Consider the following 15142-nt stretch of genomic DNA (forward strand, 5'->3'; position numbering starts at 1 on the left):
TATATGACTACCCTACGAACAAGATCATGGTCTCATATTGATTTGAGTGAAGTAGCTAAAAATGACTCGCTTTTGGCATGTTTAGTTTTATTAACGAGATACTACCAAAATCCTTTCTCCCCTCCTTCGCTTATCGCACGGTTGCCTCTGGTTAATAATCAGTTAAGTATCGATATATTTCCCCGAGCTGCAGCCAGAGCTTCTTTAGATGCTGAGGTAAGAACATTAAAATTAGAACAAATCGATGATGCTAATATACCAGTGGTATTAATCAAAAAAAATAATGAAGCCGTGCTTCTTATTCACGATGATGATGGAAAAAGGATAATCCTTGATCCAAAGCAACCTGACGTACAGATTGACATAAGTCAAATTATTAATGAATTGAGTGAGCAGGTTATATTTGTTGAACAACAATTTAAACATACCACCAGATCTCAAGAAACACTTGCTAAAGAACAAAAAAATTGGTTTTGGAAAGTTATTATTAAATCATGGCCCCTGTACTCGGAAGTTTTAGTAGCATCACTTCTTGTTAATATTTTTGCATTGGTCATTCCATTATTTACTATGAATGTGTATGACCGTGTCGTTCCAAATCATGCTATTGAAACAATGTGGGTGTTAGCGAGCGGTGTTGTTTTGGTATTTGTCTTTGATATGCTGCTTAAAAGCTTACGTTCTTATTTTATTGATGTAGCAAATAAACACAGTGACAAAGAACTTTCAGCCGCTATATTTCAGCAAGTACTTGGTTTAAGCATGACAACAAGACCCCGCTCTGTGGGTTCTTTGGCTAATACTGTGCAGTCATTCGAAATATTTAGAGATTTCATCACATCCACTACTATGACAGTTCTTGTTGATCTTCCTTTTGTATTTATTTTTCTCTTTGTTGTTTACTTGATTGGTGGAAGTCTATTTTGGATACCCTTTTTAGTGCTTCCTGTCATTTTTTTAATTGGACTTCTTTTACAATGGCCTCTGATTCAACTCACCAGAAAATCCTATCAATATTCTGCTGAAAAACAGGCAACCTTGTTTGAGTCCTTAGCTACGATAGAAACCGTTAAAACAACAGGTGCGGAATCAGTGCTGCAATCACGATGGGAAAGGATAATAAACGAAGCATCAAAGAACTCAATGCAATTACATTTTGTTGCCAATACAAGCATTAGTATAACTAATTTGGCTCAGCAACTTGCTACTATTGCTATGGTCATTGCTGGGGTCTATATGATTTCGGAGGGTGAATTAACTACAGGGGGATTAATCGCTTGCACGATATTAACTGGAAGAGCATTGGCTCCTATGGCACAAGTATCCACATTATTTACCCGCTATTTTCAATCAGTGAACGCTTTGAATTCATTGAATAAAGTGATGCAACTCGAAACAGATATAACAGAAGATGTGCGCTATCTTCACAGACCTGCTTTAAAGGGCGAAGTGGAGTTTAAGCAAGTTTCCTTCCATTACATGGATGAGGAAATTAACGTATTGCAAAATCTTAATTTTAAAATTAATGTAGGTGAACGAGTAGCTATTATAGGACGAGTCGGCTCTGGGAAATCGACTTTGGGTAAGCTAATATTAAAACTATACCTACCGACAGAGGGAACTATTCTATTAGATGGTACTGATTATAAGCAAATTAATCCTGATGATTTACGGCAACAAATAGGCTATGTTCCTCAGGATGTTGTATTATTTTATGGCAGTATACGCGATAATATTTGTGTTGGTGCACCATTTGTAAATGATTCTACTCTCTTGAAAGCGGCTGAAATAGCTGGAGTAACGAATTTCACTAATAATCATCCCAAAGGATTCGATCGGCAAGTAGGTGAAAAAGGTGCTGAATTGTCGGGAGGTCAAAGACAATCTGTGGCACTTGCACGTGCCTTAATAATGAGTCCTAACATTCTTTTATTAGATGAACCAACTTCAGCGATGGATGATAATAATGAAAAACAAATTAAAAAACGTCTTAACGAATATTTATCTAATGATCATACTTTAATTTTAGTAACCCATAAAATTTCAATGCTTGAGTTAGTAAATCGCATTATTGTTTTAGAAAACGGTAAAGTAATTGCTGATGGTAACAAAGAAGCCGTTTTAAATGCCCTTAGAACTGGGGTAGCAGTGAGGAAACCATAGTATGAAAAAAACCCATAGTTCCAAGTTTTTTGCCCATGTGATTTTATGGACTTCTTTACTCTTTATTATTATTGCAATTATCTGGGCTAATTATGCAACCCTGGATGAAGTCACCACCGGAGAAGGAAAAGTAATTCCTTCTAGCGAAGTACAAGTTATACAGAATCTTGAAGGTGGTATTGTTCAGAAAATTTTTGTCAAAGAAGGAGAAATAGTTAAAAAAGATCAAATTTTAATGCAAATTGATAACACCCGTTTCATGTCGAGCTATGGGGAGGCAGAGAAAAAAATAGATGCACTAGAAATTGAAATTATACGACTCAATGCGCAAATTAGTGGAACAAAACCAGTGTTCCCAGAAAAACTTTCCACAGCCTACCCTAACTTAGTACAAGATCAAGTATCGCTCTATGAATCCCGATTGAGAGAATTAAATCAATTAGAAACCTCTTTAAAATTAGCACAAAAAGAACTCGATTTAACTCGCCCTCTATTAAAAGGAGGATCTGTTTCAGAAGTGGAGGTCATTCGTCTGGAAAGAACTGTAAGTGAAATTAAAGGCAACATCGATAAATTCAAGTCAGAAGAATTAGATAGGTTAAATAAAGCAAGAGGCGAAATGTTTGCATTAATTGAAGCAAATAAAGCTGATAAAGATCGATTGACACGGACAACTGTTCGTTCACCTGTTTACGGCATCGTAAAACAAATTAAGATAAAACGATTGGTGGAGTAGTTCAACCTGGTAGTGATTTGATGGAAATTGTACCACTTGATGATACCTTATTGATTGAAGCAAAAATACGCCCTGCCGATATTGGATTTATTCATCCTGGACAAAAAGCGATGGTTAAAATTACAGCTTATGACTTTTCTATCTATGGAGGGTTGGATGGTGTAGTAGAACAAATTAGTGCTGATGCGATTGTGGATGAAGAAAAAAATAGAAAGGGAGAAGAAGAGAGTTATTATATCGTGAAAGTACGGACAGACAAAAACCATTTAGGAACAGAGAAGAAACCTTTACCAATTATTCCTGGCATGCAAGCGACAGTTGATATTCTTACAGGTCAAAAAACAGTGCTTCAATATATTCTAAAACCTATTATTAAAGCAAAGCAGTCGGCATTGAGAGAGCGGTAGTTCAGGCGAGAAGAACTATGCTTGCCATGAAGAATTGCTTTCTCGATACGGTGCTCGAATCTTCATGTACTAACGTTATGCTGAGTTTCTATGCTCCATTTCTCCTCGCACTTCTCTCAAGGCAGAGAGTTTCGCAAGAAGCTATTCAAAGTAAAATAATTTGCTACACTTAAAAAACGAGCAAACTAAATTATTTAATAACAGAATGCCAGATATTATTATTCTTACCCACGCACCACAAAAAACGTTAGGTGATCCCAGTGCGGCTGCTAAATTGCAGCAAATTTTAATGGAGAAATTCGCTGGATATTATAGGAATTTAGTTATTAAGGTTGTGGTGAATGTTAAAAAATCTGATGAAGAGCCAGTCAGAAATCTGTTTGCGCAAGGTATGTCATATGAACTTATTAACGGAATTGATACCTCGGAAGGTATGACTAGGCTGAAAGAAATAATTAGTGAGGCAGAGCTAATTATTAGCTACCCGACTCCACATTTTATTGTAGAAAATGTAGCCGAACTGCTTTCTGATTCCATGAAACCAGTAATATCAATCGCTGAATACGATTATGATATGCGATTTCAACTCTCACAAAGAAAGTATATTCCGATAATTCCAGGAACTTTTTTCCTTAGCACTGGTATTGGTGAAGGTAATTTGGGTATTTATATTGAAAAATTTAGCGAACCGGCAAAAATCCATCCAGAAGATTATGCAAAACTGCCTGGTGATTTGCTCTCAGAAAGCAAGGAGTTGTACTTTGGATATTTTAATAAACTCTTTAAATCTTATACAGGAGCCACACCGATCAAGTACATAGCTTTCGCAATTAATAGCTCCTCTAAACGGGAAATAGATATTATTCTTCCCTTGCAACCTAGAGATACTCCTGAAGGCAACTCAGAAAGCAAAGCAAATATTTTGCTTAGCGATGAGTTTATTAAAGATTTAGAAACTTTCAATCATATTCTAATATCTTATTTACCCACAGGACCTCATTCTCCTCTTTATCTAATGTATCAGCGTAAAGGTGATAACTTAGCTGTAAGCGAAATATCTCAAGAAGATTTTGAAAATCAAAAAGACAAGTCTGATAAACTAATTCGAATTATTAATCCTTTTCCATTACATAAAGACTCAATGAGAGCACTGGTGGAAGCTTCAGAGCCCGTTAATCTACTAACCGGCGATCAGAGCTTTTCGGAGGCATTGTCTTTATCAAAGATAGCATTTTATCAAACTATGCCTTGGAAAAGAAAATTTTACGACGCTTTGAGGGCAGCCTCTCAAAAATATAAAACATTGGAAGAATGGTTTGAAATAGCCGGCAAGAAGGGTGTACCTGTTCAAGCTTTAGTTGAATTCTATAAAAAGAATAAAGATAATTTACTTGCTGAAGTCCAAGCTCTACAAAAAGATTTTGAAAAGAGCAAAAATTTATCCGTCCTCTTCCCTAATTTTCTCGATAATTTTTTACAAAGCAATCCTTTGGAACGTTTTACACAATTCATTGATCATTTAAAACACAACATGGAATACTACGCCAATGTGGAAAAACCAGATGAACAAAGATATGTGTTAACCCAAAAAAGTCTCGGCGATCATTTGTTTTTTTACTTAAATCAGGCTAAAACCATTGAGAAAAAAAATAAAATGTTAGCCTATTTTGATTCTCATATAGATTCCTTAATCAAAATGAACCCTATTAAAAAAGTTTGGTTCTACTTCAATTTGAAAACACAACACCCCGAACTCCCCATCTCTCTACCTGCCAGCTATATTATTGAATATTTACATAATTTAGCTCTATCTGAAGAAGACATCTATGATATATATGGTACTCCTATCTTGAAAAATCAAACTGCCAATACTTACGCAAAAGCTACTGAGCAGGAGGAACAATTGCAAGAGACAATGCTCAGTTTATATAGCTGCTTAAGGATTTTAGAAATAACGGATATTGCCCAATTTACGCCAGAAGAAAAGTTAAATGCCTTAAGTGAAATCATGCGCTGTGGTGCTATTTGCCGCCAAAGTGGCGATGAATTAGACAAATATTGGCTTGAATTTCTAGAACATGAAATGGATAAGCGTGTTTGGCAACAAATGTTAAAATTACTATTCACTACTCCTTGCTATAAAAGCTTGGATGAAGGTGCTGCGTTTGATCCTGACAAACCTAGTCTTTTTTTCAAACTCTCAAAACATCGCCCTAAATTAGTGGAAATGCTATTACATCACCCAGATGCTATACGCATGTTAACAAAAGAATTATTTTTTACAGATCATCCAACTGTCAAAGCTTATCATACAAAAATAAATGAGCTGGTTTTAAACTCACTTTTTTCCATACGATTTCCCTCTATTCCTTCTTATCGATTTTTCCGAGACTTTCCAAAAGTGACGCCAAAAGAAAAAGAATTAATTGGTAAAATTCTTTCTGTTGAAGGAGAAGAACAAGCTGTTATTATCAGTTTCCTAAAAGAAAAGCTAGCCACTAATCCCAAAGAAATAGCTCAATTTACTAAAGATTTTACTGAATACCTGCCAGGGTATCTAAGAGAATTTTTTATAAGTGAACAGGTTGCTCCTCCCTCCTCCTGCTCATAACATATCCTTGCCTCTCATATAATTAATATGGAGATTTATTTATACTGCTTTTGCATGTACTTCACGTACCAAAGCTAACCATGCCTTCGCCGCCTCGGAAAGATAGGAATTTTTACGCCAAGTCATAGCCATATTCCACTGTAGCTCGCTTTCATCAAGTAAAATCGAATGGATTTGAGTACTTTGTCTTTGAGTAGCAACCATTCGTGGCAAGAAAGTAACACCAAGCCCTGCTGAAACAAGTTCCAACATAAAATCAATCTGACTACTTTGAGCAACTATCTTGGGCTCAAAACCAGCCCGATGACAAGCATCCAGTATCATTCGATGTAAAGCAAAACCACTGCCAAAAAGGATGAAAGGTATCTCTTTGATATCTTGTAAAGAAATTGAACTCCTGGCTGCTAGTGAATGGTTAGATGCCAATAGTGCGACTAAAGGTTCCGAGCGGACTAGTTCGCAATCAAATTCTTCCGTAATGGGTAGTAAAGTTCCTGCGAAATCAATATCTCCTGATCGCAAACATTCTGCAAGCTTGTCACTTCCATGTTCAATAAGCTCCACTTCAATACCTGGATAGCGTTGATTATAACGAACAAACAGTGGGGCAAACAGAGTGCTACTTCCCACTGGAGAAATACCCAAACGTAGTCGTCCTTGCTTCAAGCCGCGGATTTCATCAAGTTCTTTAAGAAGATCTTCTCGCTCAGCAAGCAATTTAATACCTCGACGATAAATAATTTCGCCCGCTATCGTCGGTATATTACGCTTTTTAAACCGCTCAATTAGAGGGACACCTAGCTCCTCCTCAAGCTGCTTTATTGCTTTACTCACAGTGGACTGTGTAGAAAAAAGAGTTTCAGCTGCTTTGGAAAAACTACCTTGTCGTACAACTTCAACGAAAGTATTAAGCAATTTAAATTCCATAATTATTCCATATTGGAAAGATTATTAGTCAATAAATTCATTTTATTCATCTTGAATGAAGGTGTAAACTTAATTGAAGAATTAATAATCATCGTGACCAGATATATGGCAATAAAACTTCAACAAAGCTCACTGCTCCAAGCTGGTTTAGTTTGTCTATTTTGGTTAGCTAGTGAAATATTAGTTAACCTGGCTAGATTACCAATATCCGGCGGAATCTTTGGCTTAGGGATTGTATTACTACTTTTAGCAACCAAACGCTTAAAGCTAGACAATATAAGACGTGGCGCCGAACTACTCTTCGCAGATATGCTGCTTTTTTTTATTCCAGCTGTACTTGCAATCCTTGAGCACCATGAATTTATTGGACTTTTAGGCCTAAAAATCCTTTTTGTTATTTCAATCAGTACCACCGCTGTAATGTTAGTCACCGCAATCGTTGTAGACTATTGCTATCATTGGAGAACAGACCATGCTAAGCCACATTCTTTCTGAACCGATGATACGAGCATTTTTCTGGTCATTTATCACAATAGGCACGTATTTTATTATCAAAAAATTATATGAGCGATGGGCATTTTGGTGGCTAATGCCGCTTACTTTAGCACCAATACTTCTTTCTAGTCTTGTTCTTTTATTACATGTAAGTTATCAAGACTATTTTAGTGGAACTAAATGGCTAGTACTATTGATCGGACCAGTTACTGTAGCCTTCGCCATTCCCATTTATGAGAAACGCGCGCTCATTCGCCAGCATTGGCAAATACTTTTGATTGGAGTGATTGCAGGAAGTATCACTGCAATATTATCCAGCTGGACATTAGCGTTCCTTGTGGCCTTGATGAAAATATACGCTTAAGCTTATTACCTCGCTCTATCAGCACACCATTTGCGCTTGAAGCCTCGCGCAGTATTGGTGGCATCCCTGAGCTGACTGCTGTGTTTGTGATTATTACAGGAATATTAGGAGCTATTATTGGAGAAATAATACTAACACGCCAGTCGTTTCATTCCTCACTCAGTAGAGGAGCACTTTTTGGTGCTGGAGCCCACGCAGCAGGGACTGCACAGGCTCATAAAATAGGGTATAACGAAGGAGCTATTGCTGGCTTGGTCATGATTTTAATGGGTCTCTTCAATGTATTACTTTTCCCTCTTATTAGTCATTTTCTGAAATCATGAATTCGAAAACACGAGAATAAGCTAGGCTTATGGGGATTGATAGATTTTCTATCCCACGAATCAGAAGCTACTTGAACGCTTGGTTGGCTTGGTGGGTGTGAACGAATCAAAGCTGGTTTTATCAAACCTTGTCATCCCTATTTATTCAAAACGGTTAGGACAGCCACATAGCAGAAATCTACATGGTCTATTATTGACTAAATGTGCTGTGGTGACAAAGGTGACTGGACGATTATGAATGGGAAATTAGTGTTCGAATTGCGATCAACATGCGTTCTTGTCAGGGCTTGTGGAGGCCATTAATAAATAAAAACTGTATATACTATACTTAATATAGGGATCAAGATTACAAGGAGCCACATTATGCAAGAATCAATACACTCCATATTTTTAGGACAAGCTATAGGACTTTATTTGCTTATTGTGGGGATTATAATGCTTTCACGAGCCACCTATTATCGAGAATTACTCACTCATCTGAAAGAAGGGAGTGCTGCAATTGTAACTGCAGGAAGCATGGGATTGATTATTGGAATTTCTTTGGTACTTCTTCATAATATATGGGTACCTGAATCAGAAATATTGATCACTATAATCGCATGGCTTATTTTAATTAAATCAATATTATGGCTCGCGTTTCCTGAGTTTATGGTTAAATGCTCGCAAAAGGCCTATAAAGGGTGGGGATATTATATTATTTCAATAGTAGCAATGATCTTAGGTATACTCCTACTCTCACATGGGTTTTGGTATTACCTACATCCCTGATAGCTCTTTTTCTCTAATTAAGATAGACTAAATGCAGGTATTAATTTAAACACCTGCATTTATATGGTGTGCTAACTTAAATGGTCTTATTAACGCAACTGTTTACGCTGTATCGCCGGAACGATTACTTATAAACAGATCAAGCTAGTTATAAAGCCTAATCTGTATTGGGGGGAGAATTATTGTTAGCTTTCTTTGTTTCATACATTCTCAGATCAGCCACACGAATAATGTCATCGATTATTTTACCGTCTTTGGGAACACAGGCTATGCCTATGCTGACACTGCCTGCAATTTTATTTCCAGATAAACTATAAGTCGTATTTAATGCTTTATAAATTTTCTGGGTAGCTATTTCTGCACTATGATAGTTCTCAATTTCAGAAATAATAACAACAAACTCATCCCCACCAATTCGTGCCGCAAAATCCTCGTTCCGAATAGAATTCGTTAACCGCTCAGCTAATCTGATTAAAAATAAATCGCCAACTTTATGTCCATATGTATCATTAATTATTTTAAAATTATTAACATCAATAAATAAAACAGCAAACTGACGATTGTGACGCTGTGATCTCGCCAGTTCGTGCTCAAAATGGGTTTCAAATTGACGGCGGTTGGGTAAATTGGTTAAAAGATCATAATGCGCCAGATGCTCCAGTTGTTTCTGTGCTCTTCTTTGTTCTGTAATATTACGAATAATAATAAGATAGGATTTTTCTTCCTCTTCCTGGTCAAAACTCCTAACAGCGATTCGGAAAAACTTTTCTTCCTGGTCAACCAGGTAAAACTCAAACTCTGTCCAGCCATCCATATAGAGATTAAATAATTGCTCATTGCCATAAGTTGGATCTGATGGATAAATCTTCATAAGATCGAATATCTCAATGATATTTTTACCTAATAAAGTAATATGAGGCTTGCCAATCAGCTCATCAAAAACCTTATTGCACCACTGAATATTGCCTTTTCTGTTAACCCAGATCACAGCTTCATCAATGGCGTTAAAAATAAGCTCCATTTTTGTAATGGTGTTACGCAGATGACTTATTTGTTGGCTGTTTAGTTCAGACATTTTGTTAATCCATTGGTTTGATTAGTGCACCAAATATCCATTTGCCCTCATTTTTTTCACCATAAATGGTATGTTCAGCAGGCAATGTCCCACCGGTGGCGTGCCGAATAGATAGCGCTAAAGGTTTACCCAGCAAAGTGGGCTTCTCTGTTTTTAAGAATCGGGAAAAACCTATATCGTGGGCTGTATGGAATTCTTCCGGTATGATAATGAAAAGAGGGTTTCCTATAAGATTTTGTTTTTCCCAACCATATACCTTCTGAAATCTTTCATTAATCTGGGTTATTATTCCCTCTTCATTTATTGTAATAGCGGGAATATCTTCTTGAACAATCATTTCTGAAATTTTTGTAGCCATATCCTTAGCCTCTCTTTATATGCCCAAAGTATAGCATACAGTTTCAATTCAATAATATTGTTCTACATAAAATCATAAAAAGGAATAGATTACTTTTATTCGGTAAGAGTTAAACAAGAAGCAATCCAGATCCCAAGATTGCTTCGACGCGATGCTCCTCTTAATAACAATCTTAAAAAATATACCGCACAAAGACCAATTTCTATAATCTCGACTATATTAAAAAAGCCAAGAAAAAGAAGGTCCCAGTAATTGCACAAATAAATGATCTGCCCGCAGAAGCCCTAAAATCCCTCTAAAAACTAACCCATCACTAAAATTGAGTTCGTTACTTCATCTAGCAATTTCTCAGATTTCGTTTGGGAAAACAAACCTAAACGACCGGTAGCGCAATAATTTATTCCCAGAGCAACCAAATATCCAACACCTAACAAGGCAATTGCTGTTGACAATTCAGCTATCAACCACAAAGTATTGCGATGATTTCTCAATGTCGAATTAGCTAAATCAATTTCTCTGGTACAACAATCCTTATAGCGTTTTATTAAAAAAAGAGATGGATTTTTTTCAAGATAATTAGTGTAGTTGGATAGCTTGTTCACTAACCGGTTCATTGCATCAGCTGCCTCGAAGCAGCTTTTTTGGCGCAACTCTTTTTCTTTTCCTTGTAAAGAAATTAAATGCAGATGAATTGAGTTGAGTTGTCTTCTCAATCTAATATCATTTTCATTTAAAGCAGATTGTGTTAATTTTTTATATTTTTCAAAATTAATTTGAGAGAATTGCTCAATAGCTTCGTCAATAGTTCCTCGTTCATCAGGGTCAACTAGTAGCATTTTTCTTAAACAAACCCTTATTTTATTTTTATCTTCTTCAGTTAAATATAATTCCAATTCTGGATAAGAAAATAGCAACTCATTGGATGATTTTTTAATTACAAAATCTACAGTCTTGTCCCGAGATATGTAATAGTTGCTGTATTCATCTCCCCATAAATAGCTTAATAGGCGCCCTGTCGACCAAACATCTGCCTTTGTTGAATAGGTTGGTTTAACGATAAAAGTCTCGGGAGCTCTATAAGCTCTCGTTCCACAGCGGCGGTAATCCTGTTCAGGTTCTCTCAGCACAAACCCAAAATCAATGACCTTGGCTACAGGAGGCGACTTGTTTAAATCTACTATAATATTATCAGGCTTAATATCTCTGTGAATCAAGTGCTTGTTTGTTATTTGTTCCTGAATTGCTTTCAAAATAGCAAAGGTGAGTTCGATTCGATGAAAAAAATTGAATTCAGGAATCTCTTCAAGCAGATTGAGTCGCTTAACAGGATTCAGAACTTCCTCTAAAACAATACCATCTACTTTTTCCATAATCAGGTAGCTCAATTTATTCCTTTTATCTGTAATAAATACAGGGGGTTTAACGGCAATATGGCCAGCCTGTAAAAGACCTTTATATTCCTGAACCACAGCATAACTTCGATCTAGCTCAGTATGACTCTGTATCTTAACGAGTTTATTTTTCTTATTTTTTTTTATAGCAGGATCTGCTTCTAGACGAATGCTGCCTATAATTGGGTAGACAATACCATACCCTCCTTTCCCTACCGGTTTTTGTTCGGGATCAAAAACTTCAAATTTATATTTTTCTTTATCTGATTTTCTGGGCTGTCTGACTAAGGAATGGGTGAAGCAGAAACGATAATTAATATTCTTATAATTATATTGATACTCTTGATTTTTATTCCAAACCCCAAGAGAGCTGGTATCGTTGAGATAACACCTCAAGGCCTCAAAAGCATGAGAATTATTAGCGTGTAACGCTCGAATATTAGCTGCATCTATGCGGAAAAACATTGCAGGCACACAATTGGTCGTTATCTAGTAAATTAGTCCTACTGCACATCACTCCACTCATTAAGTTAAATTAATTGAACTCTTAGCCAAAATCTAATTCATTATTTTTTAAATTTATAGTATAAAATGAAATTTTTTATTTCAAGGAGAGAATTGTGGGTAAGGTAAATGCAGCTGGCATGGCTGAAATCGGAGTTGAAAGAGTCAAAAGAAAAGAAGCCTTGAGAGTTCTAACATCATCTCCCTTCAATTTGAATAATAAAGAGCACATGCAAACCCTGGAGAAATACATTAAGCAATTTGAGCTAAGCGTGAATCAAATGTACCTTTATCAATCAATGAGTACGGCATTAACAGCTTGGGGCGGCTCTTGGATAGTAGGAATGCTTTTACCAATTCCCGAATTCGCAAACCATCTCCTTGCTGCCTGCCTTTATTTAGGCGCCACCGGCTATATTCTTCAGTCATTCAGTATGACCGATTTTCATGAACAATTAACAGAAATGCAGGTGCTTTATAATTGGTGTTTAAAGAATGGTAAAGATAATTATTCTGCTGAATTAGATAACATGGATAAGCTGTTATGTCCTGATATTCAACGCATGATTAAGTTAATGGCACCTTTGTGTTCTACGGAATTCATGACGGCATGGCCAAAAGAAGTAAGCACAGAAGAAACACAAGGAGGAATAATATCCAATACTTTGTCTATAGGGTATTATTTAGTGTCAGCACCCTTTTCCCTTTTTTCGGCATCTACCATCAAACCAAATCAGGATCAATTACAACGAGTTAAAAACTTAAAAGTGCAAGTAGAAACCAGAGAACTTGATTTAGGTGTTTTTGCTGGTTTTGAGCAAGCAATTAAATATTTCGCTACTAATCCTGATTTTAGAGATTTATTGAAGGCCAAACTCACACAACCTGTCGATTCAGTTAAAAATATGTTACAAACTGCCTTACCCGGGATGCTAGCAGGGGCTGCTCAAAATAAATCAAGATAGAGCATATTGACATTCTGTTAGCAGGAAGAAGGCAAGCTCAAGCTATAGAATGTCAAATAATAGTCGTCCTTTTATTAATAGTGACTAACCAAAAAATATAATGAATATACCAATCCTGAAGGGTTCTCAAAATGAAAACTATCTTCTCGAATAAGGAACTGCTTGATAAAGAATATAAACGGCTTTTTTTAGACAGAATATCCAGTATTAAAAAGCTGAAAGAATGCATTCAAGCAAGATACGATAAAAAGGAGTTATCTGATGAGATAATTAATGGTCTTTTTACTAATAATCATAAAAGAATCTATGATTTTGTTGGATCTCATAATGAAAACCGAATCAGACACTTCTTTGGTGATTTTGATAATTTTGACCAGCGCGATAATCAAATTACAGTTTTAGACCGCTTTATTCTCGATAGTGTCCACTTTGAGGTGATAAGTAGTTTATTAGTACAGTTCAATAAGGAATACAAAAAGAATCAAGAAGAAATTGATAAAGCCTGGCAAAAAGAAATTCTGACGTATGCTCATTTAGGCCCTATTCCAACTGAAGCAATCATTGTAAATGCTATTAAATCTAATAAAAAGAGGGTATTTAGCGATTTACAATTTCCAGTTAATAAAAAAATACAACTATTTCGATTAAAAAAATCTTCTATTGAGCCCAATAGCCAAGTGTTTGATCATTGGATACCCAAAATTGACAATACACATGAATCACCTAAATCAAATATGCGGAGAAATATTATTCTTTGCAGTATTGGTATTAGTGCTGCCATAGCTATTATTGCAGGAATAATCATTACTCCTTTCTTATTTTCAGCCGGAACAGCAGCTAGCGTAGCTTTTATTGCTCCTACTCTACCTGTAGGAATAATTATTGGTCTATTGGTGGCTATTTCCATTCTTACAATTGCTGTAAGCTCTTTGATTTTAACCAGTAATAAAAAAAATCCTTCCAATTGCAACACTGTGGAATATACACAGAAATCAAAGCATCCTCCTTGTCACTTGTCGCATAATGTTCTAGACAGTAATAGAAAAACTGCAAAGGATAAAACAGAGCTGTCCTCACCCTACCATAATCTGGAATGGTCCTTATCAAATATCAAAAAAACCAGAAAAGTAACAAAACGTTTTGAATTAGAACCGGAGCAAGCTTCAATGCTACAAGTAAGGTGATTATCTCCCATTATGGCGACAACCAGAAAATGAGGAACAATATTGATATTCATAGTTGAGTATTCACAAGGTATGTAAATTCCGTCACTCAAGCCTTGGCGAAGCAACCCAGAACCATGCTTCGCCAGAAATCCACACTGATTATTACACTCTGTTCGCAATGACGATAATTTTTAAAAATTACACACCCCGTGAACGCTACTATATTCTTAAAAAAACAGCATGGTTGAAAATTCGAATCATTAAACAATTAATGAATGAACTTCTTCAATTTCCGCTGAATTCTCGTTAGCTTTTGCTAAAACAGCATTTAACTTATCAGTTTGAGCAATAGTTATATGAAAAGGTACTACTTCTTGCCGAGAGTTGCAAATTTTAAACCCTTCTCCAAAAGCACAGGCAAGCATTTTCGTAATTGCATCTTGGGTACTTTGGCTTGGCAAAAGATTAAGAATAGTATCCCTACCCATTCCAACAACTGGTGCGTATGCTAAGTCAGCAGATGTAGTGATGTGTTTATATTCTTTACTAGTGGAAACGACTTGGAAAGGGCAAGTATTAATTTCAAAAGAAAATTCTTTATCATGTAATTCTTCATAGGCTATATCAATTTTTTCTTGATCAAGCTCATTAGCAGTGTCTCGTCCTACACGAAAATCACCAAAATAAGCAAGAGAAAGGTGGCACACATCGGTCATTCCCTCAGCCAGTTTATATTTCTCAAACAAATTACTCGCCTCCTCATCACCAACTTTAATTGATGGGAAACTTGGTTTTAAAGTTTCAAAAACGCTTGCTAGGGTTGAGACTGGTTCACCATCGATTTGAGTAATTTTAAGTGCCAAGAAATAATCAGTTGGAAGTTGTTTTT

General features: G+C 36.1%; 13 protein-coding genes and 1 pseudogene. 9 read left to right on the forward strand and 5 right to left on the reverse strand.

Annotated elements, in window-relative coordinates:
- Positions 1-3 precede the first annotated feature (3 nt).
- From OK13_RS00080 to OK13_RS00090, 4 genes are all read left to right on the forward strand, one after another.
- Positions 4-2163 (forward strand): type I secretion system permease/ATPase, encoded by a 2160-nt coding sequence (locus OK13_RS00080; protein WP_035886095.1) that lies wholly within the window; start codon positions 4-6, stop codon positions 2161-2163.
- A gap of 1 nt (position 2164) precedes the next feature.
- Entirely contained in the window at positions 2165-2899 is a 735-nt protein-coding gene (locus OK13_RS14905) for a putative HlyD family type I secretion protein (RefSeq protein WP_241480290.1), read from the forward strand.
- A 20-nt stretch (positions 2900-2919) separates the two neighbouring features.
- Positions 2920-3306, forward strand: coding sequence for a beta-barrel domain-containing protein (locus OK13_RS14910; RefSeq protein ID WP_241480293.1), 387 nt, complete (start codon positions 2920-2922; stop codon positions 3304-3306).
- A gap of 160 nt (positions 3307-3466) precedes the next feature.
- Positions 3467-5917 (forward strand): hypothetical protein, encoded by a 2451-nt coding sequence (locus OK13_RS00090; RefSeq protein ID WP_152571503.1) that lies wholly within the window; start codon positions 3467-3469, stop codon positions 5915-5917.
- Between the two features lie 39 nt (positions 5918-5956).
- Here OK13_RS00090 and OK13_RS00095 read toward each other — a convergent pair whose 3' ends face one another.
- On the reverse strand, positions 5957-6844 hold the full coding sequence (locus OK13_RS00095; protein ID WP_035886104.1) for a LysR family transcriptional regulator: 888 nt from the start codon (positions 6842-6844) through the stop codon (positions 5957-5959).
- Between the two features lie 105 nt (positions 6845-6949).
- Between OK13_RS00095 and OK13_RS00100 the strand changes: the two genes are divergently transcribed.
- The 3 genes and pseudogenes from OK13_RS00100 (at position 6950) to OK13_RS00110 (ending at position 8794) form a co-directional block, all read left to right on the forward strand.
- Positions 6950-7339 carry a CidA/LrgA family protein gene (locus tag OK13_RS00100; protein ID WP_035886383.1) on the forward strand — a complete coding sequence of 130 codons (390 nt, stop codon included), beginning with the start codon at positions 6950-6952 and terminating at the stop codon, positions 7337-7339.
- Positions 7317-8026: pseudogene (locus OK13_RS00105) on the forward strand (LrgB family protein). The gene OK13_RS00100 and the pseudogene OK13_RS00105 overlap by 23 nt, the downstream one beginning before the upstream one ends.
- Before the next feature lie 363 nt (positions 8027-8389).
- A complete protein-coding gene (locus OK13_RS00110; protein ID WP_035886107.1) occupies positions 8390-8794 on the forward strand; it encodes a hypothetical protein in 405 nt (134 codons plus the stop codon).
- A 157-nt stretch (positions 8795-8951) separates the two neighbouring features.
- Here the strand turns inward: OK13_RS00110 and OK13_RS00115 are convergent, their stop codons facing one another.
- The 3 genes from OK13_RS00115 to legK1 all read right to left on the reverse strand — a co-directional run bounded on the left by OK13_RS00115 (position 8952) and on the right by legK1 (position 12083).
- Positions 8952-9869: a sensor domain-containing diguanylate cyclase gene (locus tag OK13_RS00115; protein WP_052117499.1), complete on the reverse strand. Its 918-nt coding sequence runs from the start codon at positions 9867-9869 to the stop codon at positions 8952-8954.
- A 4-nt stretch (positions 9870-9873) separates the two neighbouring features.
- Positions 9874-10227: a PAS domain-containing protein gene (locus tag OK13_RS00120; RefSeq protein ID WP_035886114.1), complete on the reverse strand. Its 354-nt coding sequence runs from the start codon at positions 10225-10227 to the stop codon at positions 9874-9876.
- A 302-nt stretch (positions 10228-10529) separates the two neighbouring features.
- Positions 10530-12083 (reverse strand): Dot/Icm T4SS effector kinase LegK1, encoded by a 1554-nt coding sequence (gene legK1, locus OK13_RS00125; RefSeq protein WP_277619239.1) that lies wholly within the window; start codon positions 12081-12083, stop codon positions 10530-10532.
- A gap of 155 nt (positions 12084-12238) precedes the next feature.
- Between legK1 and OK13_RS00130 the strand changes: the two genes are divergently transcribed.
- Positions 12239-13087 carry a hypothetical protein gene (locus OK13_RS00130; RefSeq protein ID WP_035886125.1) on the forward strand — a complete coding sequence of 283 codons (849 nt, stop codon included), beginning with the start codon at positions 12239-12241 and terminating at the stop codon, positions 13085-13087.
- A 131-nt stretch (positions 13088-13218) separates the two neighbouring features.
- The gene (locus OK13_RS00135) at positions 13219-14271 is read left to right on the forward strand and encodes a hypothetical protein (protein ID WP_052117500.1); all 1053 of its coding nucleotides are present in this window, start codon (positions 13219-13221) and stop codon (positions 14269-14271) included.
- Between the two features lie 242 nt (positions 14272-14513).
- Here OK13_RS00135 and OK13_RS00140 read toward each other — a convergent pair whose 3' ends face one another.
- Positions 14514-15116, reverse strand: coding sequence for a hypothetical protein (locus tag OK13_RS00140; RefSeq protein WP_241480295.1), 603 nt, complete (start codon positions 15114-15116; stop codon positions 14514-14516).
- Positions 15117-15142: the final 26 nt, after the last annotated feature.

Source organism: Legionella norrlandica (genome assembly GCF_000770585.1).
Classification (GTDB): Bacteria; Pseudomonadota; Gammaproteobacteria; order Legionellales; family Legionellaceae; genus Legionella; species Legionella norrlandica.

Bases quoted from the DNA above. Each gene is read 5' to 3' on its own strand.
- OK13_RS00095 (WP_035886104.1), bottom strand. From the start codon at position 6,844: ATGGAATTTAAATTGCTTAATACTTTCGTTGAAGTTGTACGACAAGGT.
- OK13_RS00100 (WP_035886383.1), top strand. From the start codon at position 6,950: ATGGCAATAAAACTTCAACAAAGCTCACTGCTCCAAGCTGGTTTAGTT.
- OK13_RS14905 (WP_241480290.1), top strand. From the start codon at position 2,165: ATGAAAAAAACCCATAGTTCCAAGTTTTTTGCCCATGTGATTTTATGG.
- OK13_RS00080 (WP_035886095.1), top strand. From the start codon at position 4: ATGACTACCCTACGAACAAGATCATGGTCTCATATTGATTTGAGTGAA.
- OK13_RS00135 (WP_052117500.1), top strand. From the start codon at position 13,219: ATGAAAACTATCTTCTCGAATAAGGAACTGCTTGATAAAGAATATAAA.
- OK13_RS00110 (WP_035886107.1), top strand. From the start codon at position 8,390: ATGCAAGAATCAATACACTCCATATTTTTAGGACAAGCTATAGGACTT.
- legK1 (WP_277619239.1), bottom strand. From the start codon at position 12,083: ATGTTTTTCCGCATAGATGCAGCTAATATTCGAGCGTTACACGCTAAT.
- OK13_RS00115 (WP_052117499.1), bottom strand. From the start codon at position 9,869: ATGTCTGAACTAAACAGCCAACAAATAAGTCATCTGCGTAACACCATT.
- OK13_RS14910 (WP_241480293.1), top strand. From the start codon at position 2,920: ATGGAAATTGTACCACTTGATGATACCTTATTGATTGAAGCAAAAATA.
- OK13_RS00120 (WP_035886114.1), bottom strand. From the start codon at position 10,227: ATGGCTACAAAAATTTCAGAAATGATTGTTCAAGAAGATATTCCCGCT.